Source organism: Micrococcus sp. EWR3.9.1 (assembly GCF_052615555.1).
Genome location: NZ_JBQXFD010000001.1, coordinates 210,168 through 227,694, shown reverse-complemented (window position 1 = coordinate 227,694; position 17,527 = coordinate 210,168). Strand labels below are relative to the sequence as shown.

Below are 17,527 nucleotides of genomic sequence, written 5' to 3'. Positions count from 1 at the left end.
GTCGTCGTTCCAGCCCCCGCAGGGGCCGCGGGCCTGGCCCGGCAGACCGGCCCGGTGGGATGCTCGAAGCACCGGGGCGGGCGCCCCCGCGCATCGGCCCGGCACCCGACTACGTCCCCACTCAGGAGGTCGACCAGCATGACCATGCGCGCCGCACGTTGGCACGGCAAGAAGGACATCCGCATCGAGGAGATCGACTCGCCCACGGCCGGTCCGGGGCAGGTCCTCGTGGACGTCGCGTGGTGCGGCATCTGCGGCACGGACCTGCACGAATACCTCGAGGGGCCGATCTTCATCCCGCCGGCCGGGCACCCGCACCCGATCTCCGGCGACGCCGCCCCCGTCACCCTGGGGCACGAGATGTCCGGCACCGTCGCCGCCCTGGGCGAGGGCGTCACGGACCTCGAGGTCGGCCAGAAGGTCGTCGTGGAGCCGTACATCGTGCGCGAAGAGGACCAGGACCGACCGGACTACAACCTCGCGCCGGACATGAACTTCATCGGCCTGGGCGGCAACGGCGGCGGCCTGGCCGAGCAGATCGCGGTGCAGCGCCGCTGGGTCCACCCGGTGGCCGACTCCGTGCCCCTCGACCAGGCCGCGCTCATCGAGCCGCTCTCCGTGGCCCACCACGCGTGGGTGCGGGCCGGTTCTCCGACGTCGGGCGTGGCCGTGATCGGCGGCGCCGGCCCCATCGGCGCGCTCACCGCGGCCGTGCTCAAGGGCAAGGGCCTGACGGTCTACGTCTCCGAGCTCTCCGAGCTGCGTCGGCAGAAGGTGCTCGAGGCCGGTGTGGTGGACGAGGCCTTCGACCCCCGCGAGGTGGACGTGCCCGCCAAGATCCGCGAACTGCACGACGGCCAGGGTGCGGACGTGGGCTTCGAGTGCACCTCGGTGGACGTGGTGCTGGACATGCTGCTGGACGCGGTGCGTCCCGGCGGCGTCATCGTCAACGAGTCCATCTGGGGTCACGAGCCCGCAGTGGCCCTGCACAAGCTGGTGCTCAAGGAGATCGACCTGCGCGGCACGATCGCGTACGCGAACGACCACGCGGACACCATCCGCATGGTCGAGGACGGTGCCGTGGACCTCGCACCGTTCATCACCGGCAAGATCGGCCTCGACGACCTGGTCGACCAGGGCTTCGAGACCCTCATCCACCACAACGAGACGGCCGTGAAGATCCTCGTCTCGCCGACCGGCCAGGGCCTCTGAGGCTCCGGCCCGGCCCTCGGACGTCCCGACGACGGCCCGCGCCCGCAGCCGGCGGGTGCGGGCCGTCGGGTCCCTGCACCGCGGCGCGCCGTCATGGATGCGTCGTCGCCTGGCGCGCCTGTGACCGGGGTCATAGACTGCATTTGAGTGAATCGTGATGAACCGAGTTGAACGTCCCAGGAGGACCGCATGACCGCCGAGCTGCCCCCGCCTCAGCCCACCGATGCCGTGATCGTGGGCGGTGCCCGCACGCCCTTCACCCGGCTGCTCTCGCAGCAGGCCGACCTGCGCGCCGTGGACCTGGGCGCCCACGCGATCACGCACGCGCTCGAGCGCGCCGGCGTGGCCCCCGAGGACGTGGACATGGTCTACATGGGCCAGGTCGTGCAGGCCGGCGCGGGCCAGAACCCGGCCCGCCAGTCCGCGCTCGCCGCGGGCATCCCGTGGAACGTCCCGGCCATGACGATCAACAAGGTGTGCCTGTCCGGCCTCACCGCCGTGATCGACGCCGCCCGTCTCATCCGCCTCGGCGAGGCGGACGTGGTGGTGGCCGGCGGTCAGGAGTCCATGACCAACGCCCCGCACCTGCTGCCCGGCGCGCGCAAGGGCTTCAAGTACGGCCCGGCCACCATGCTCGACGCCGTCGCGTGGGACGGCCTCACCGACTCCCTGAGCCACGAGGCCATGGGCGAGCTGACCGAGTCCGGCAACGGCGAGCGGAACATCGCCCGCGCCGAGCAGGACGAGGTCGCCGCGGCCTCGCACCAGCGGGCCGCCCGGGCCCAGTCCGAGGGCGTCTTCGAGGGCGAGATCGCCCCGGTGGAGGTGCCGCAGCGCAAGGGCGACCCGCTGGTCGTCTCCCAGGACGAAGGGGTCCGACCGGACACGACCGCCGAGTCGCTGGGCGCCCTGCGTCCGGCGTTCGCGAAGGACGGCACGATCACGGCCGGCAACTCCTCGCCCCTGTCCGACGGCGCCGCCGCCCTCGTGGTGACCTCCCGTGCCTTCGCCGAGGAGAAGGGCCTGACGATCCTCGCCACGGTGGGCGCACCCGGCCAGACCGCCGGCCCGGACAGCTCGCAGCTGCACTCGCAGCCCTCCGACGCGATCAACGCCGCCATGCGGAAGCAGGGCTGGGACGTGGCCGACCTCGACTTCATCGAGATCAACGAGGCGTTCGGCGCGGTGGCCGTCCAGTCCCTGCGCGACCTCGACTACCCGCACGAGAAGACCAACATCCACGGCGGCGCCATCGCCCTGGGCCACCCGATCGGCGCCTCCGGCGCCCGGCTGGCCCTGCACGCCGCCCTCGAGCTCGACCGGCGCGACGGCGGCCGCGCGGCCGTCTCGCTCTGCGGCGGCGGCGGCCAGGGCGAGGCCCTGATCCTCTTCCGCTGACGGACCGCCCCTGAGAGAAAGGACCCCGGACATGGCTCTCGACAAGACCGTGGCCACGCCCGCCGAGGCGGTGGCGGATGTGCCGGACGGCGCGTCCCTGGCCGTCGGCGGCTTCGGACTCACCGGCAACCCCGTGCAGCTCATCGAGGCCCTGCTCGAGCAGGGCGCCACGGACCTGTCCGTCGTCTCCAACAACTGCGGCGTGGACGGCTGGGGCCTGGGCATCCTGCTCGGCGCGCGCCGGCTGCGGAAGATGACCTCCTCCTACGTGGGGGAGAACAAGGAGTTCGCCCGCCAGTACCTCGAGGGCGAGCTCGAGGTGGAGCTCGTCCCACAGGGCACCCTCGCGGAGCAGCTCCGCGCCGGCGGCGCCGGCATCCCGGCGTTCTACACCCGCTCCGGCGTCGGCACCCAGGTGGCCGAAGGCGGCCTGCCCATGCGCTACGACGCGGACGGCACCGTGGTGAAGTCCTCGCAGGCCAAGCCCACGGACACGTTCGTGCTCGGCGAGGGCTACCTCAGCCAGACCCCGGACGAGCCCGAGACCTATGTGCTCGAACGCTCCATCGTCACCGACTTCTCCCTCGTGCACGCCTGGAAGGGCGACCGCCACGGCAACCTCGTGTTCCGCAAGGCCACCCGCCAGTTCGGCCCGCCCGCGGCCATGGCCGGCCGGGTGTGCATCGCCCAGGTGGAGGAGCTCGTCGAGCCCGGCGAGATCGACCCGGATGACGTGCACCTGCCCGGCATCTTCGTGCACCGGATCGTGGAGGTCGGCACGGACATCGAGAAGCGGATCGAGAAGCGCACCGTGCGCACATCGGGGGAGGAGCAGGCATGAGCGAGCAGACCACTGAGCGTCCCCAGGGCCTGAGTCGTGACCAGATGGCGGCCCGCGCCGCGCAGGAGCTGCCGGACGGCGCCTACGTCAACCTCGGCATCGGCATGCCCACGCTGATCCCCAACCACATCCCCGCCGGGCGGTCCGTGGTGCTGCAGTCCGAGAACGGCATCCTCGGCACGGGCCCGTACCCCACGGAGGACGCCGTGGACCCGGACCTGATCAACGCGGGCAAGGAGACCGTCACCGTGAACCCGGGGGCGTCCTTCTTCGACTCCGCGCTGAGCTTCGGCATGATCCGCGGCGGCAAGATCGACGTCGCCGTCCTGGGCGGCATGGAGGTCTCCGCCGCGGGCGACCTGGCCAACTGGATGGTGCCCGGCAAGATGGTCAAGGGCATGGGCGGTGCGATGGACCTCGTCCACGGCGCCGGCCGCGTGATCGTCATGATGGACCACGTGTCCAAGGACGGGACCCCCAAGATCGTCGACCAGTGCACCCTGCCCCTGACCGGCCGCGCCGTCGTCGACCGCATCATCACGGACCTGGCCGTCATCGACGTCGTCGGCACCCCGGAACAGCCCCGCCTGGCGCTCGTGGAGACCGCGCCCGGCGTCACCGAGGAGCAGGTCCGCGCGCTCACCGGCGCGCCGCTGGACTGAGCCGACGACGCCGCCCCGCGGCCCCCGCGCACCGCCTCGGCGGGCATCGGACCGGCACGGGATAGACTGGACGGCCGCGCCCTGATCGGGGCGCGGCCGTCGCCGTGGACGCTGGAAGGACGTGAGGCCATGGGCAAGAACAGCAAGGGCAAGGCCACCAAGCAGCCGGCCCCCGGCGAGCGCCAGGTGATCGCCAACAACAAGAAGGCGCGCCACGACTACACCATCCTCGACACGTACGAGGCCGGCATCGTGCTCACCGGCACCGAGGTGAAGTCGCTGCGCGAGGGCAAGGCCTCGCTCGTGGATGGCTTCGCGGTCTTCTACCGGGACGAGCTGTGGCTCGAGCAGGTGTACATCCCGGAGTACCTCAACGGCTCGTGGACCAACCACGCCGCCCGCCGGCGCCGCAAGCTGCTGCTGCACCGCGCCGAGCTGACGAAGATCTCCCGGCAGATCCAGGACCCGGGCCTGACCATCGTGCCCCTGTCCCTGTACTTCCTGAACGGGCGCGTGAAGGTGGAGATCGGCGTCGCGCGCGGCAACCGCGAGTACGACAAGCGGCACAAGCTGCGCGAGCAGCAGGACAACCGCGAGGCCCAGCGGGCCATGCGGATGCGCAACCGGCGCGCCGGCGTGGCCTGAGCGCGGCAGGCCCCTTGGGAATGCCCGGGGGGCGTGCTACGTTGTATCTCTCGCAGGCCCGGTTTCAGGACCGGCGGGCTCCGCGCCCTCCGCCTGCAGTGGTGATTGACAACCTCATAGAGGAGTCGCCCCCCTGGGGCCGATCGGTTTCGACGGTGTGTGTCGCGTCGGGAGAAGCGGGCCGAGGATGCAGAGTCATCTCGTCAAACGCTCTCTGCAAACCAATAAGTGCCGAATCCAAGCGCACTGACTTCGCTCTCGCTGCCTGATCAGTGATCGAGTCCGTCACCCCGAGGTCGCTGTCGCCTCGGATCGTGGCGTCAGCTAGATAGCCACTGGGCGTCACCCTCGCCGGGGGTCGTGACGCCGACATCAATCCGGCTGGGTCCGGGTTGGCCGCCCGTCTGCGGGACGGCCAGGACCGAGCAACACCCACAGCAGACTGCGCCCGGAGAAGACCCGGCAACACCTCATCGGACGCGGGTTCAATTCCCGCCGGCTCCACTCACCACCACGGGAAGGCCCCGGAATCGTCACGATTTCGGGGCCTTCGTCGTGTCCGCGCCCGGTGTGCGGCGGCCCGCCCCTCAGCCGGCCAGGACCGCGTGCAGGCCCAGTCCGGCGCCCCAGCCGACGACGACGGCCACCAGCCCCAGACCCAGATGCGCGGTCCACAGGCGGGCGGCCGCGCCCCATCGACGGGCGAGCGCGGCGTCAGCCGCCTCAGCGGCCACGGTGGACCACGTCCCCAGGGCGAGGCAGAATCCGGACACCACGGCGGACACCGCCGCGACGAGCATGAGCCCCTGCCCGTCGCCCCAGCTCTCGGACGCGTACACCAGCTCCGGCACGGCCAGGCCGACGGTGGCGCCGAGGACCAGGGCCGCCGTCGTGTTGGCGGTGAGCAGACCCCGGGGGCCGAGCCGGTCGGTCAGGCGCCCACGCGCCAGGGCGCCGAGCGCCCCGCCCGCCGCGAGGCAGGCCAGAAGGGCCACCTGGAAGAGAGCGAAGACCTCGTATCCCGCGCCGCTCATGCGTCCTCCGCCGAACGATCCGTCCCGACCACGCGGGAGCCCGGGGCGCCCCCGGCGCGCAGGCCGAGCACGGCCGCCGCCGTCGAGAGCGCAGCCATCAGCGCGAGCACCAGCAGCACCGATGCCGCCGCGGTGAGGACGCCACCCGCCCCGGACACCGCGGCGCCCAGCCGCACCGGCCACAGCACCAGGGCGACGGCGCTGGAGATGGTGGTGAACGCACCGAGGAAGCCGGTTCCCAGCCCCGCCACCAAGCGTGGACGCCAGTCCGGCCCGCGGCGTCGCGAGGCCGCCCACAGCAGGCCGAGCAGGAACGAGCCGAGCACGTTCACCACGAACAGCGGCAGGGCCTGGACGAGCACGTCGACCGCCCCGAACGCGGCGCCGAACGTGCCGCGGAAGTTGGGCGCCCCGGCCAGCGCGGTCACCGCGTTCATCACCCCCGCACCGCACAGCACGCCCGCGGCACCGCCCAGGGCCACCGCACCCGCAGTGCCGGGCCGTCGATCTGTCCCGCGCCCGCCCCTCCGGTCGGCCGTCGGCTCCCCCCGCGCGGCCATCAGGCGCCGTCCTCGGCCTCGTCACCCGCGCGCAGGCGGGCGAGGACGTCGTCGTGGAGCAGGCCGTTCGTGGCCAGCGCATGCCCGCCGAACGGGCCGTCCTCGCCGTCCAGCGAGGTGAAGCGGCCGCCGGCCTCGCGCACGATCGGCACCAGGGCGGCCATGTCATGCAGCTCGAGCTCGGGCTCGGCCGCGATGTCCACGGCGCCCTCGGCGACGAGCATGTAGGACCAGAAGTCGCCGAAGCCGCGCACGCGCCACACGTCCGAGGTGAGCTGCAGGAACGCGCGGATCGAGCCGCGTTCGCGCCAGCCCTCGATCGAGGAGAAGGACAGCGACGCGTCCTCGACCCGATCCATGCCGGACACGGTGATCCGCTGAGCACGCGTGAGCGAGGTGCCCGCGAAGGCGCCCTGGCCGGCCGCGGCCCACCAGCGACGGTGCAGGGCGGGGGCGGAGACGACGCCGACGACGGGCTCGCCGTCGATCAGCAGCGCGATGAGGGTGGCCCACACGGGCACGCCGCGCACGAAGTTCTTGGTGCCGTCGATGGGGTCGACCACCCACTGCCGGCCGGAGCGGCTCAGAGATCCGCCGAACTCCTCACCCACGATGCCGTCGCGCGCCCGGGCACGGGACAGGGTCGAGCGGATGGACTCCTCGGCGGCGCGGTCCGCATCCGTGACAGGGGTGAGATCCGGCTTGGTGCTGACCTCGAGGTCCTGGGCCTTGAACCGGGACATCGTGATCGAGTCCACGTTGTCCGCCAGCATGTGGGCCAGCCGCAGGTCCTCCGTGAGGTCGCGGCCGCGGGTCGCAGGGTTCTCAGGTCGCTCCATGCCGCCCACGCTATACCGCGCGGGCCGCCTCAGTCCTCGGACGACGCCGCGTCCTCCGCCCCCGAGGGGGCCAGCCGGTTGCCGAGCAGACGCCGCAGCGAGGCCAGGCGTGCCGCTCCCGAGGGGCCGGCGTGGCCCGCGGCCACCCATGCGTCCAGGCCGCAGCCGGGGGAGTCGGCGGTGTGGGTGCAGCCGCGCGGGCAGTCCGCCAGCCCGCCGGCGAGGTCGTCGAACGCCTCCACCACGCGGTCCGGCTCGACCCAGCCCAGCCCGAAGGACCGGATGCCGGGGGTGTCCACCACCCAGGTGTCCGGCAGGGGGGCGCCGTCGTCGCCCGTCAGCGGCAGTGCGAGCGCGGACGAGGAGGTGTGCCGGCCCCGGCCGGTGACGGCGTTGACGTGGCCGGTGGCCCGTTCCGCGCCGGTGAGCGCGTTCAGCAGCGTGGACTTGCCGACGCCGGAGGGCCCCACGAACGCGCTCGTGTGCCCGATCAGCCGCTCGGCCACCCGGGCCACGAGCGAGGCGTCCAGGGCGGTGTCCCCGGTCTCGGCCTCGAAGGTCGCCGCACCGGAGGTCATCACCTCCAGGTCCAGGGCCTCGTAGTGCGCCACCAGCGCGGCCGGATCACGCAGGTCGGTCTTCGTGATGAGCAGCACCGGGTGGATGCCGGCGTCGTAGCAGGCGACCAGGGCGCGGTCGATGAAGCCGGTCCGGGGCTCCGGATTGGCCGCGGCCACCATGATCACCAGCAGGTCGGCGTTGGCCACCACCACCCGCTCGACCTCGTCCGAGTCGTCCGCCGACCGGCGCAGGACCGTGCTGCGCTCCTCGACACGGATGATGCGCGCGAGCGTGCCCTCGTCCCCGGAGAGGTCCCCGACGACGGCCACCCGGTCGCCCGTGGCGATCGGCGTGCGGCGCAGCTCGCGGGCGCGCATCGCCGTGATCCGCTCGTCCAGGCGATCCGGCAGCACCACGGCGTACCGGCCGCGGTCCACCGTGGTGACCATGCCGACCTGCGCATCCTCGTGCTTGGGCCGCTCCTTGGTGCGCGGGCGGGTGCCGCGTTTGGACGGGCGCACCCGGACATCGGACTCGTCCCACGCGGAGGGATCGAGGCGCCGGGCCATCAGCGGGCCTCCTCGGCCGCATCGCCGGGTGCCACGAGCGCGGTCCACAGTGCGGGGAAGTCCGGCATCGTCTTCGCGGTGGTCGCCACGTCCACGATGCCGGTCCCCGGCACGCGCAGGCCGACGACGGCGGCGAAGGTCGCCATCCGGTGGTCGTGGTAGGTCTCGAGGGCGGCGGGCGACAGCGGCCCCGACGCGTCCGTCCCCGGGAAGCCGAGCGACGTCTCGTCCTCGTCCACGGTGATCCCCAGGCGGGCGGCCTCGGCGGTGAGCGCGGCGAGCCGGTCCGTCTCATGGCCCCGCAGATGGCCGATCCCCGTCAGGCGGGTGGGCCCGGAGGCCAGCAGGGCGAGCGCGGCCGCTGTGGGGGCGAGCTCGGCCGTGTCCGCGATCTCACCGGCGCCGGTGATGCGGGGCGCGCCGTCGTCGTGGACCGCCCCCGTCACCGTGAGCCGGCCGCGGGAGCGGTCCGTGCGGTCGACCGTGAGGGCCACGCTCGCCCCGAACTGCGGCAGGATCCGCCGCCAGCGGTCGCCGATCTGCGTCGTGCGGGTGGGCCAGTCCGGCACCGTCACGGAGCCGCCCGTGGCCACGGCGGCGGCCAGGAAGGGGCCTGCGTTGGACAGGTCCGGCTCGACGGTCGCCTCGTGTGCCGGGATGCGCCCCGGGGCCACGGTCCACGCCCCGGGACCCGTCTCGGCGACGTCCACCTCGAGCGCGCGCAGCACCCCGACGGTCATCGCGACGTGCTCCGGACTCGGCACGGCCTCCCCGGTGTGCCGTAGCCGGAGACCGCGCGGCATCCCCGCGGCCGCCAGCAGCGCGGCGGACAGGAACTGGGAGGAGCCGGCGGCGTCGACCGCGACCTCCGGCACGTCGCCGTCGGGGGCCACCGTGGCCGCGTCCGCGCGGGTCGTCGTCGTGAAGGGCAGGCGACCGGGCTCACCCTCCTCGACGACGGCCACCCCGAGCTGGCGCAGCGCGTCCAGGACCGGGGCCATCGGGCGCAGGCGCGCGCCGGCGTCGCCGTCGAAGCGGACCCGGCCGGGCCGGAGCGCGGCGACGAACGGGACGAAGCGCATGACCGTCCCCGCCAGTCCGCAGTCCACGGTGACATCCCCGGCCAGCGGCTCGCCGACCGGCATCGGATGCACGCGCAGTCCACCGTCGGACAGGGGCTCGAACCGGGCCCCGAGCGCGGTGAGCGCCGTGCGCATCAGCGCCGTGTCCCGCGACTCGAGGACGCCGTGCAGGATGCACGGGCCGTCGGCGAGGGCGGCGAGCACGAGGTGCCGGTTCGTCAGCGACTTCGATCCCGGCAGCCGCACGTCTCCGCGCACCGGGCGGCGCGCCATGGGCGCGGGCCAGGTCTCGGCGGCGTCGGGACGGGGGGCGGGGGAGTGCGTGGCGGCACGCGTGGGGCGGGTCACCGGACCAGCCTATCCGGCGTCTGTCGGCCGGGGTCGGCCTGTCTCGGGGGAATACCTGGAACGCTGCTGGCGCTCCACTTGGACGACCCCGTACCCGTGTCGGCGGACCGGTCCCGCTTGCCGAGGGCCGCAGCCGGAGAGGAGCCCCGCATGAGCGCCGCCCTGCTGACGCATGCCTCCCGGACCGTAGACTGGCCCGCGATGAGCACTGACAACAGCCGGCCGGAATTCGCCCGGCCCGAGGACGCCCCCGAGCACGACCGCGCCGACATCGACGTCGCCGCCGAGTCCGAACAGCAGCGCCGTGCCCGGTTCGAGCGCGACGCCCTCGAGTTCGTGGACCAGTTGTACTCCGCTGCGCTGCGTATGACGCGCAACCCGCAGGACGCCGAGGACCTGGTCCAGGAGGCGTACACGAAGGCCTACTCTTCGTTCCACCAGTACCGGCCCGGCACCAATCTCAAGGCCTGGCTTTACCGGATCCTCACGAACACGTACATCAACCTCTACCGCAAGCGGCAGCGCCAGCCCCTCGAGGCGGACAACCCTGAGGTGGAGGACTGGCAGATGGCCCGGGCCGCCGAGCACACCTCCGGTGGCCTGCGCTCAGCCGAGACGGAGGCCCTCGACCGGCTCCCCGACTCCCAGGTGAAGGACGCCCTGCAGGCGATCCCGGAGGAGTTCCGGCTCGCCGTGTACTTCGCGGACGTGGAGGGCTTCGCATACAAGGAGATCGCCGAGATCCTCGACGTGCCGATCGGCACCGTCATGTCGCGGCTGCACCGGGGCCGCAAGCAGCTGCGCGAGCGCCTCGCGGACTACGCGGCGGCGCGCGGCATCAAGGCCCAGCCGAAGAAGAAGACCGGGCGCGGCGGAACGAAGCAGACCGAGACGAGCACGAAGGAGGCCACGCGATGACTGTGGACCAGCACGGCCATGAGTGCCGCGACGCCCAGGACGCCTCCCTGGAGCGGCTGTACCAGTACCTGGACGGCGCCCTGACGCCCGAGGACATCGAGCAGGTGCGCGCCCACGTGGCGGACTGTCCGGACTGCCGACACCAGAAGGAGCTCGAGGAGCTCATCCGCTCGGCGGTGCGTCGGTGCTGCCAGGAGAAGGCGCCCGCGCAGCTGCGGGCCACCATCATGACCCGCATCACCCAGACCCCGATGACGACCGTCACCTGGGGCTGACACCGCGACATGCGGACCCGTGGGCACCCGATCGGGCGCCCCGACGATGACGAAGGGCCGTCCCCTGAGGGGACGGCCCTTCGTGGTCTGCGGTCGCCGGGTGGCACCCGGCCGGTCCGCGACGCCGATCAGCGGATCAGGCGTTGGGACGCTTGCCGTGGTTGGCGCCGTTCCTGCGGCGGTCGCGACGCTTGCGTGCACGCTTGCTCATGACGTCTCCCTTCAACGAGTCGGTCGGTGGTCCATTCTGTCACATCAGGCCGTGGGCTCGGGCAGACCGAGCCACTGGTACCAGCCCCGGTGCAGCACGAGCCACGCGATGAGCCCGTGGCCCGCCTGGCCCGGCCGGCCCTGGCCGGAGGCGAGGTCCGAGCGCCACTGCTCGTGGCTCACCAGCGGGGTGAACGTGTCCACGTACACGTGGTTGCGCCGATCGGCCACATCCAGGTAGGCCGCGTTGAGCTCAGCGAGCCGGGCGTTGCGCTGCTCGTCCAGGGTGGGCGTGGGGCCCACCACGAGCACCGGGATGTTCCGCTGCGAGGCGGTGTCCAGGACGTTGGCCAGGTTCAGCCGCGAACGGGCGGTGGAGGTGGCCTCCAGGTCCAGGTCCGCGTCGGACAGGGCCACGACGAGGCGGTTCTCCGTCTCCTCGGAGAAGCGCCGTGAGGCCTCGCCCCACCAGCGCTCGTTGAGGTCCTCGGTGGTCTCGTGCGGCACGGCCAGCACGTAGTTCTCCAGCTCCACGTCGGGGGCCTGGGTGCGGGCGAGCACGCGGCCCCACCAGCCGATGGCGCGGGCGTCGCCCGCACCGGCCAGCAGATGGTCGCCGACGGCGGCGATCCGGATCCGGCGGTTGTGCACAGTGTGTCCTTTCGTCGGCCGTTCCGGCGCCGCCGCCGCACCGGAGGGTGCGGCGGCGGCGCAGGGTCGGTCCGGGTCAGCGGCCGAAGGCGGCGTCCAGCAGCGTGCTGAGCTCCTGGTCGTGGCGGCCCTTGGTGCCCGCGGAGGTCGCGGCCGAGGCCGGGCGGGACACGAGGGTCACGGGGACGTCGAGCTGCGGCACGAGGTTCAGCGCCATGAACGGCCACGGGCCCTGGTTCGCGGGCTCGTCCTGGACCCACGCGACGTCGGCGTCCGGGTAGGCACGGAGCGCCGTGCGGATCTCCTCGAGCGGCAGCGGGTAGAGCTGCTCCACCCGCACGATCGCGGTGGAGGTGTCACCGGACTTCTGGCGGCGGGCGAGCAGGTCGTAGTACAGCCGGCCGGAGACCAGCAGCACGCGCGTGACGTCCTTGGCGTCCACCCCGGCGTCCGGGATGACCGGCTGGAAGCGGCCCTCGGTGAAGTCCTCCACCGAGTTCGCGGCGGCCTTGAGGCGCAGCAGCTGCTTCGGGGTGAACACGATGAGGGGCCGGCGCGGGCGGGCGTAGGCATGCTCGCGCAGCAGGTGGAAGTGGTTGGCGCCCGTGGAGGGGTTGACCACGCGCATGTTGTCCTCGGCGCACATCTGCAGGAAGCGCTCGATGCGGGCGGAGGAGTGGTCCGGTCCCTGCCCCTCGTAGCCGTGGGGGAGGAGCAGGACCACGGACGAGGTCTGCGACCACTTCTGATCGGCCGAGGAGATGAACTCGTCGATGATCGTCTGCGCGCCGTTCACGAAGTCGCCGAACTGGGCCTCCCACAGCACGAGGGCGTCGGAGCGCTCCACGGAGTAGCCGTACTCGAAGCCGAGGGCGGCGTACTCGGACAGCAGCGAGTTGTAGACCCAGAACTTCGCCTGGTCCTCGGAGAGGTGCCTGAGCGGCGCCCACGTGTCGCCGGTGATCCGGTCATGGAACACCGAGTGGCGCTGCGTGAAGGTGCCGCGCTGGGAGTCCTGGCCCGCCAGGCGGACCGGCACGCCTTCCATGAGCAGCGAGCCGAAGGCCGCCAGTTCGGCGAAGCCCCAGTCGATGCCGCCGTCGACGGCCATCTTGGCGCGGCGCTCGAGCAGGGCCGCGAGCTTCGGGTGGACCGTGAAGCCCTCGGGCACGTCGAGGTGCGCCTGCCCGATGGCCCGCAGCATCTCGGCCGAGATGGCCGTGGATGCCGGCGCCTTCGGGACCGCGTCCCGGTCCTCGGCCGGGCGGATGCCCTCGTCGCCGGAGGTGGGCGCGTCTTCGTGGGTCTCCGCGAAGGCCCGCTCGAGCTGCTGCTGGTAGTCCTTCAGGGCGCTGTCCGCCTCCTCCTGCGTGATGTCGCCGCGGCCCACGAGGGACTCGACGTACAGCTTGCGGGTGGAGCGCTTCTGCTCGATGAGGTTGTACATGCGAGGCTGCGTCATCGACGGGTCGTCGCCCTCGTTGTGGCCGCGGCGACGGTAGCAGACGAGGTCGATGACGACGTCCTTGTTGAACCGCTGCCGGTACTCGAAGGCGAGCTGGGCCACGTGCACCACGGACTCCGGCTCGTCGCCGTTGACGTGGAAGATCGGGGCCTGGATGGTCTTGGCCACGTCGGTGGAGTACACCGTGGAGCGCGCCTGGGTCGGCGGCGTGGTGAAGCCCACCTGGTTGTTCACGACCACGTGGATGGTGCCGCCGGTGCGGTAGCCGGGCAGCTGTGAGAGCTGCAGCACCTCGGCCACGACGCCCTGGCCGGCGAAGGCCGCGTCGCCGTGCACCAGGATCGGCAGCACGGAGAAGGAGTCCGGGCGCTGGCCGCCCAGATCGAGGCGGTCCTGCTTGGCACGCACGACGCCCTCGAGGACCGGGTCCACGGCCTCCAGGTGCGAGGGGTTGGCGGCGAGGTATACGCGGGTGCTGTTGCCGGCGTCGGACACGAAGGTGCCCTCGGTGCCCATGTGGTACTTCACGTCGCCCGAGCCCGAGGCACCGCCCGGGGTGGCCCCCTCGAACTCGCGGAAGACCTGGCTGTAGGTCTTGCCGGCGATGTTGGTCAGCACGTTCAGGCGACCGCGGTGCGCCATGCCGATGGCGACCTCGTCCAGCCCGGCGTCGGCGGCATCGCCGAGGATGCCGTCCAGCAGCGGGATGAGGGACTCGCCGCCCTCCAGGGAGAAGCGCTTCTGGCCGATGTACTTGGTCTGCAGGAACGTCTCGAACGCCTCCGCGGCGTTGAGGCGGCCCAGGATGCGCAGCTGCTCCTCGCGGGTGGGCTTCGCGTACGGCTGCTCGAGCTTCTCCTGGAACCAGGCGCGCTCGGACGGGTCCTGGATGTGCATGTACTCGACGCCGAGGGTGCGGCAGTACGCGTCACGCAGCACGCCGAGGATCTTGCGCAGCGTCAGGCTGCCCGCCCCGCCGAAGCCGCCGGTGGGCCACTCGCGGTCCAGGTCCCACAGGGTGAGCCCGTGCTCGCGGATGTCGAGGTCCGGGTGGTAGGCCATCGAGTACTCGAGGGGGTCCACGTTGGCCAGCAGGTGGCCGCGGTCCCGGTACGCGTGGATCAGCTGCTGGATGCGGGCGACCTTGCCGATCTGCTCCTCCGGGTTCACCTGCACGTCCTGGGCCCAGCGGACGGGCTCGTAGGGGATGCGCAGGGAGTGGAAGACCTCGTCGTAGAAGCCGTCCTCGCCCAGCAGGAGGCCGTGCACGATCTTCAGGAACTCGCCGGAGCTGGCGCCCTGGATCACGCGGTGGTCGTACGTGGAGGTGAGCGTGATCGTCTTGGAGATCGCCAGGTCGTGCAGCGTGGACTCGGCGGCGCCCTGGAAGGCGGCCGGATAGGTCAGCGCGCCGACGCCGATGATGGCGGCCTGGCCCTGGGACAGGCGGGGCACCGAGTGCACGGTGCCGATGCCGCCCGGGTTGGTCAGGGAGACCGTGGTGCCGGCGTAGTCGTCCATCGTCAGCTTGTTCTTGCGGGCGCGCTGGACGAGGTCGTCGTACGCCTTCCAGAAGCCGCGGAAGTCGAGGGTCTCGGCGGCCTTGACGTTGGGGACCACGAGCGCGCGGGTGCCGTCCGGGCGGGGCAGGTCGATGGCGAGGCCGAAGTTCACGTGGGCCGGCTCCACCATGGTGGGCTTGCCGTCGCGCTCCTCGTAGGTCACGTTCATCGAGGGCATGGCCGCGAGCGCGCGGACCACGGCGTAGCCGATGAGGTGGGTGAAGGAGACCTTGCCGCCGCGGGTGCGGGCCAGGTGGCTGTTGATGACCACGCGGTTGTCTATCAGGACCTTGGCCGGCAGGTCGCGCACGGTGGTGGCGGTCGGCACGGACAGCGAGGCGTCCATGTTCTTGGCGACGGCCTTGGCCATGCCCTTGAGGACGGTGGCCTTCTCCTGCTTCTCGTCCGCGGTGGTGGCGGTGGTGGTGTCGGCGGGTTCGGAGGGCACGGCCTGGGCCGCCGGGGTCTTCTTGGGCTTGGGGCCGGTGCTGACCGAGGTCTCCTTGGGCTGCGCACCCCGGGCCGGGGCGGTCGCCGCCTTCGGCTCGGTCACCTTGGCGGAGGCCTTCGGCTCGGTCTTGGTGGCGGCCTTCGGCTCGGTCTTGGTGGCGGCCTTCGGCTCGGCCGTGGTGGAGGCCTTCGGCTCGGCCGTGGTGGAGGCCTTCGGCTCGGTCTCGGCGGCGGGGGCGCTGGCCTCGAGACGGGCGAAGATCTGTGCCCACTGCCGGTCCACGGAACCGGAGTCCTCGCGGTACTTCCGGTAGATATCGGCCACGAGCCGTTCGTTCCCCGGGAACTCCTGTGCGAGCCGGTCCGACGTGAGTTCTGGCACTGTGTAACGCCTCTTCCTGAGCCTTGGGATGCGATGTGCTGCGCCGGGCCACCCGCGCGGCGCGCGTGGGGCCGGGAACGCCTCGGGACATCATAGTTCTTCGACGCCCCCGGTCGGAATGCCGCGACCTCGGCTCGACTCCGCTCCCGGCGGACGCGCGGGGGCCTCTCGGCGTCCGCCGCGTCTGGGAGACTGACGCCATGCGCTTCCTCACCGACCCGGCCGTCGACCTGACGTACAACGACGTCTTCCTCGTGCCCTCCCACTCGGACGTCGCCAGTCGCATGGACGTGGACATCGCCCCGGATGACGGCACGGGTGCCACCGTCCCCCTGGTCTCCGCCAACATGACCGCCGTCACCGGGCGCCGGATGGTCGAGACCATGGCCCGGCGCGGCGGTCTCGGGATCCTGCCGCAGGACATCCCGGCGGACGTGATCCGGGACGTCGTGCATCGGGTGAAGGCGGCCCACCCCGTGGCGGACACCGCCCTGACCGTCGGGCCGCAGGACACGGTGCTGGACCTGCTCCACCTCGTGGACCGCCGCAACCACGGGGCCGTCTGCGTGGTCGACGCGCACGGCGGGCTGCTCGGCGTGGTCAGCCCCCAGGACTGTGAGGGCGTGGACCGCTTCGCCTCGGCCGCCTCCGTCATGCACCCTCCGGCGGTGACCCTCACGCTCGCCGAGCTCGGCGGCACGGACGGGGCCCCGAGCAAGGACGCGCTGCGGGCGGCCTTCGAGCGCCTGCACGCCGCGCGCCAGGAGATGGCCCCCGTCGTGGACCCGGCAGTGGGCGCCGCCGCCCCCGTGCTGCGCGGGGTCGTCACCGCGGCGGGCCTGGTGCGCTCGTCCCTGTTCACGCCCGGTCTCGACGACGACGGACGGCTCCGCGTCGGCGCCGCCGTCGGCATCAACGGGGCGGTGGGGGAGAAGGCCGCCGCCCTGGTCGAGGCCGGTGTCGACGTGCTCGTCGTGGACACCGCGCACGGTCATCAGCGGACCATGCTGGACGCGCTCGCCACCGTGCGGGCCCTCGACCCCGACGTGCCCGTGGTGGCCGGCAACGTCGTCTCCGGCGACGGCGTCCGGGACCTGGTCGCGGCCGGCGCGGACATCGTCAAGGTGGGTGTGGGCCCGGGCGCGATGTGCACCACGCGCATGCAGACCGCGGTGGGTCGGCCGCAGTTCTCGGCGGTCCTGGAGTGCGCCGCCGCGGCCCGCGAGCTCGGGGCACGCGTGTGGGCGGACGGCGGGGTGAAGCACCCGCGGGACGTGGCGCTCGCGCTGGCCGCCGGCGCCAGCTCGGTCATGATCGGCTCGTGGTTCGCGGGGACCCTCGAGTCTCCGGGCGACCTCGTGCACGGCCCGGACGGTCGGCGGTACAAGGAGAGCTTCGGCATGGCCTCCGCCCGTGCGGTCCAGCACCGCACCCGCCGCGAGGACGCCTTCACCAAGGCCCGCAAGGCGATGTTCGAGGAGGGCATCTCGTCCTCGCGCATGTACGTGGACCCGCGCCGCCCCTCGGTGGAGGACCTGCTGGACACCATCACGTCCGGTGTGCGCTCGTCGCTGACCTACGCCGGTGCCCATGACCTGGCGGAGTTCCGCGAGCGCGCCGTCGTCGGCCTGCAGTCCGCGGCGGGCTACGAGGAGGGCCGGCCGGTCGCCTCGTCGTGGTGAGGCGGCCGCATTCCCCGGTCCGTTCCGCCGGGGCCTGACGCCCCATATACTGGACGGACTATGGATCACCCTGACACCTGTGTGCCAGACCGCCCCTCCGCCCACGCGGACGCGGCCGGATCGGAGCCTTCCAGTCCTGGTGCCCCGCACCGCCGCCCGGTCCGCCGTCGAGGGGGTGGGG

General features: G+C 72.6%; 16 protein-coding genes and 1 other RNA gene. 9 read left to right on the top strand and 8 right to left on the bottom strand.

Annotated elements, in window-relative coordinates:
* Positions 1–144 precede the first annotated feature (144 nt).
* The 6 genes from ACUJ8O_RS01080 (at position 145) to ssrA (ending at position 5,265) form a co-directional block, all read left to right on the top strand.
* Positions 145–1,212 carry a 2,3-butanediol dehydrogenase gene (locus ACUJ8O_RS01080; RefSeq protein ID WP_201749635.1) on the top strand — a complete coding sequence of 356 codons (1,068 nt, stop codon included), beginning with the start codon at positions 145–147 and terminating at the stop codon, positions 1,210–1,212.
* Positions 1,213–1,401: 189 nt separating this feature from the next.
* Entirely contained in the window at positions 1,402–2,610 is a 1,209-nt protein-coding gene (locus ACUJ8O_RS01075; RefSeq protein WP_445373063.1) for an acetyl-CoA C-acetyltransferase, read from the top strand.
* Between the two features lie 31 nt (positions 2,611–2,641).
* The gene (locus ACUJ8O_RS01070) at positions 2,642–3,451 is read left to right on the top strand and encodes a CoA transferase subunit A (protein ID WP_036337740.1); all 810 of its coding nucleotides are present in this window, start codon (positions 2,642–2,644) and stop codon (positions 3,449–3,451) included.
* Positions 3,448–4,113, top strand: coding sequence for a CoA transferase subunit B (locus tag ACUJ8O_RS01065; protein ID WP_036313972.1), 666 nt, complete (start codon positions 3,448–3,450; stop codon positions 4,111–4,113). Before ACUJ8O_RS01070 ends, ACUJ8O_RS01065 begins: the two co-directional genes overlap by 4 nt.
* 129 nt (positions 4,114–4,242) lie before the next feature.
* A complete protein-coding gene (smpB, locus tag ACUJ8O_RS01060) occupies positions 4,243–4,758 on the top strand; it encodes an SsrA-binding protein SmpB (protein WP_051995219.1) in 516 nt (171 codons plus the stop codon).
* 135 nt (positions 4,759–4,893) lie between these two features.
* Positions 4,894–5,265: a transfer-messenger RNA gene (gene ssrA, locus ACUJ8O_RS01055) on the top strand.
* Between the two features lie 80 nt (positions 5,266–5,345).
* Here the strand turns inward: ssrA and ACUJ8O_RS01050 are convergent.
* The 5 genes from ACUJ8O_RS01050 to aroA all read right to left on the bottom strand — a co-directional run bounded on the left by ACUJ8O_RS01050 (position 5,346) and on the right by aroA (position 9,751).
* The gene (locus ACUJ8O_RS01050; RefSeq protein ID WP_036313970.1) at positions 5,346–5,792 is read right to left on the bottom strand and encodes a CrcB family protein; all 447 of its coding nucleotides are present in this window, start codon (positions 5,790–5,792) and stop codon (positions 5,346–5,348) included.
* Entirely contained in the window at positions 5,789–6,274 is a 486-nt protein-coding gene (locus ACUJ8O_RS01045; protein ID WP_036337743.1) for a FluC/FEX family fluoride channel, read from the bottom strand. Before ACUJ8O_RS01045 ends, ACUJ8O_RS01050 begins: the two co-directional genes overlap by 4 nt.
* Positions 6,275–6,351: 77 nt before the next feature.
* A complete protein-coding gene (gene hisN, locus ACUJ8O_RS01040; protein ID WP_095346587.1) occupies positions 6,352–7,191 on the bottom strand; it encodes a histidinol-phosphatase in 840 nt (279 codons plus the stop codon).
* A 29-nt stretch (positions 7,192–7,220) separates the two neighbouring features.
* Positions 7,221–8,321 carry a ribosome small subunit-dependent GTPase A gene (rsgA, locus tag ACUJ8O_RS01035; RefSeq protein ID WP_063190317.1) on the bottom strand — a complete coding sequence of 367 codons (1,101 nt, stop codon included), beginning with the start codon at positions 8,319–8,321 and terminating at the stop codon, positions 7,221–7,223.
* Entirely contained in the window at positions 8,321–9,751 is a 1,431-nt protein-coding gene (aroA, locus tag ACUJ8O_RS01030; protein WP_445373062.1) for a 3-phosphoshikimate 1-carboxyvinyltransferase, read from the bottom strand. Before aroA ends, rsgA begins: the two co-directional genes overlap by 1 nt.
* A gap of 201 nt (positions 9,752–9,952) precedes the next feature.
* On the opposite strand from aroA, the gene ACUJ8O_RS01025 reads away from it, so the two are divergent.
* Both ACUJ8O_RS01025 and rsrA read left to right on the top strand, forming a co-directional pair.
* The gene (locus ACUJ8O_RS01025; RefSeq protein WP_036314006.1) at positions 9,953–10,669 is read left to right on the top strand and encodes a sigma-70 family RNA polymerase sigma factor; all 717 of its coding nucleotides are present in this window, start codon (positions 9,953–9,955) and stop codon (positions 10,667–10,669) included.
* A complete protein-coding gene (gene rsrA / locus ACUJ8O_RS01020) occupies positions 10,666–10,944 on the top strand; it encodes a mycothiol system anti-sigma-R factor (protein WP_036313960.1) in 279 nt (92 codons plus the stop codon). The genes ACUJ8O_RS01025 and rsrA overlap by 4 nt, the downstream gene beginning before the upstream one ends.
* 136 nt (positions 10,945–11,080) lie before the next feature.
* On the opposite strand, the gene ACUJ8O_RS01015 is transcribed toward rsrA, so the two are convergent.
* The 3 genes from ACUJ8O_RS01015 to ACUJ8O_RS01005 all read right to left on the bottom strand — a co-directional run bounded on the left by ACUJ8O_RS01015 (position 11,081) and on the right by ACUJ8O_RS01005 (position 15,664).
* Complete coding sequence (locus ACUJ8O_RS01015; protein WP_095346645.1) at positions 11,081–11,155, bottom strand: 50S ribosomal protein bL37; 75 nt, start codon at positions 11,153–11,155, stop codon at positions 11,081–11,083.
* A 44-nt stretch (positions 11,156–11,199) separates the two neighbouring features.
* Positions 11,200–11,805, bottom strand: a complete 606-nt coding sequence (locus ACUJ8O_RS01010) for a GDSL-type esterase/lipase family protein (protein WP_036337755.1) — start codon at positions 11,803–11,805, stop codon at positions 11,200–11,202.
* Positions 11,806–11,881: 76 nt separating this feature from the next.
* Entirely contained in the window at positions 11,882–15,664 is a 3,783-nt protein-coding gene (locus ACUJ8O_RS01005; RefSeq protein WP_445373061.1) for a multifunctional oxoglutarate decarboxylase/oxoglutarate dehydrogenase thiamine pyrophosphate-binding subunit/dihydrolipoyllysine-residue succinyltransferase subunit, read from the bottom strand.
* Between the two features lie 200 nt (positions 15,665–15,864).
* Between ACUJ8O_RS01005 and ACUJ8O_RS01000 the strand changes: the two genes are divergently transcribed.
* Positions 15,865–17,346, top strand: a complete 1,482-nt coding sequence (locus ACUJ8O_RS01000; protein WP_036337761.1) for a GMP reductase — start codon at positions 15,865–15,867, stop codon at positions 17,344–17,346.
* Positions 17,347–17,527: the final 181 nt, after the last annotated feature.

Bases quoted from the DNA above. Each gene is read 5' to 3' on its own strand.
- ACUJ8O_RS01050 (WP_036313970.1), bottom strand. From the start codon at position 5,792: ATGAGCGGCGCGGGATACGAGGTCTTCGCTCTCTTCCAGGTGGCCCTT.
- rsgA (WP_063190317.1), bottom strand. From the start codon at position 8,321: ATGGCCCGGCGCCTCGATCCCTCCGCGTGGGACGAGTCCGATGTCCGG.
- rsrA (WP_036313960.1), top strand. From the start codon at position 10,666: ATGACTGTGGACCAGCACGGCCATGAGTGCCGCGACGCCCAGGACGCC.
- hisN (WP_095346587.1), bottom strand. From the start codon at position 7,191: ATGGAGCGACCTGAGAACCCTGCGACCCGCGGCCGCGACCTCACGGAG.
- smpB (WP_051995219.1), top strand. From the start codon at position 4,243: ATGGGCAAGAACAGCAAGGGCAAGGCCACCAAGCAGCCGGCCCCCGGC.
- ACUJ8O_RS01025 (WP_036314006.1), top strand. From the start codon at position 9,953: ATGAGCACTGACAACAGCCGGCCGGAATTCGCCCGGCCCGAGGACGCC.
- ACUJ8O_RS01065 (WP_036313972.1), top strand. From the start codon at position 3,448: ATGAGCGAGCAGACCACTGAGCGTCCCCAGGGCCTGAGTCGTGACCAG.
- ACUJ8O_RS01075 (WP_445373063.1), top strand. From the start codon at position 1,402: ATGACCGCCGAGCTGCCCCCGCCTCAGCCCACCGATGCCGTGATCGTG.
- ACUJ8O_RS01080 (WP_201749635.1), top strand. From the start codon at position 145: ATGCGCGCCGCACGTTGGCACGGCAAGAAGGACATCCGCATCGAGGAG.
- ACUJ8O_RS01070 (WP_036337740.1), top strand. From the start codon at position 2,642: ATGGCTCTCGACAAGACCGTGGCCACGCCCGCCGAGGCGGTGGCGGAT.
- ACUJ8O_RS01000 (WP_036337761.1), top strand. From the start codon at position 15,865: ATGCGCTTCCTCACCGACCCGGCCGTCGACCTGACGTACAACGACGTC.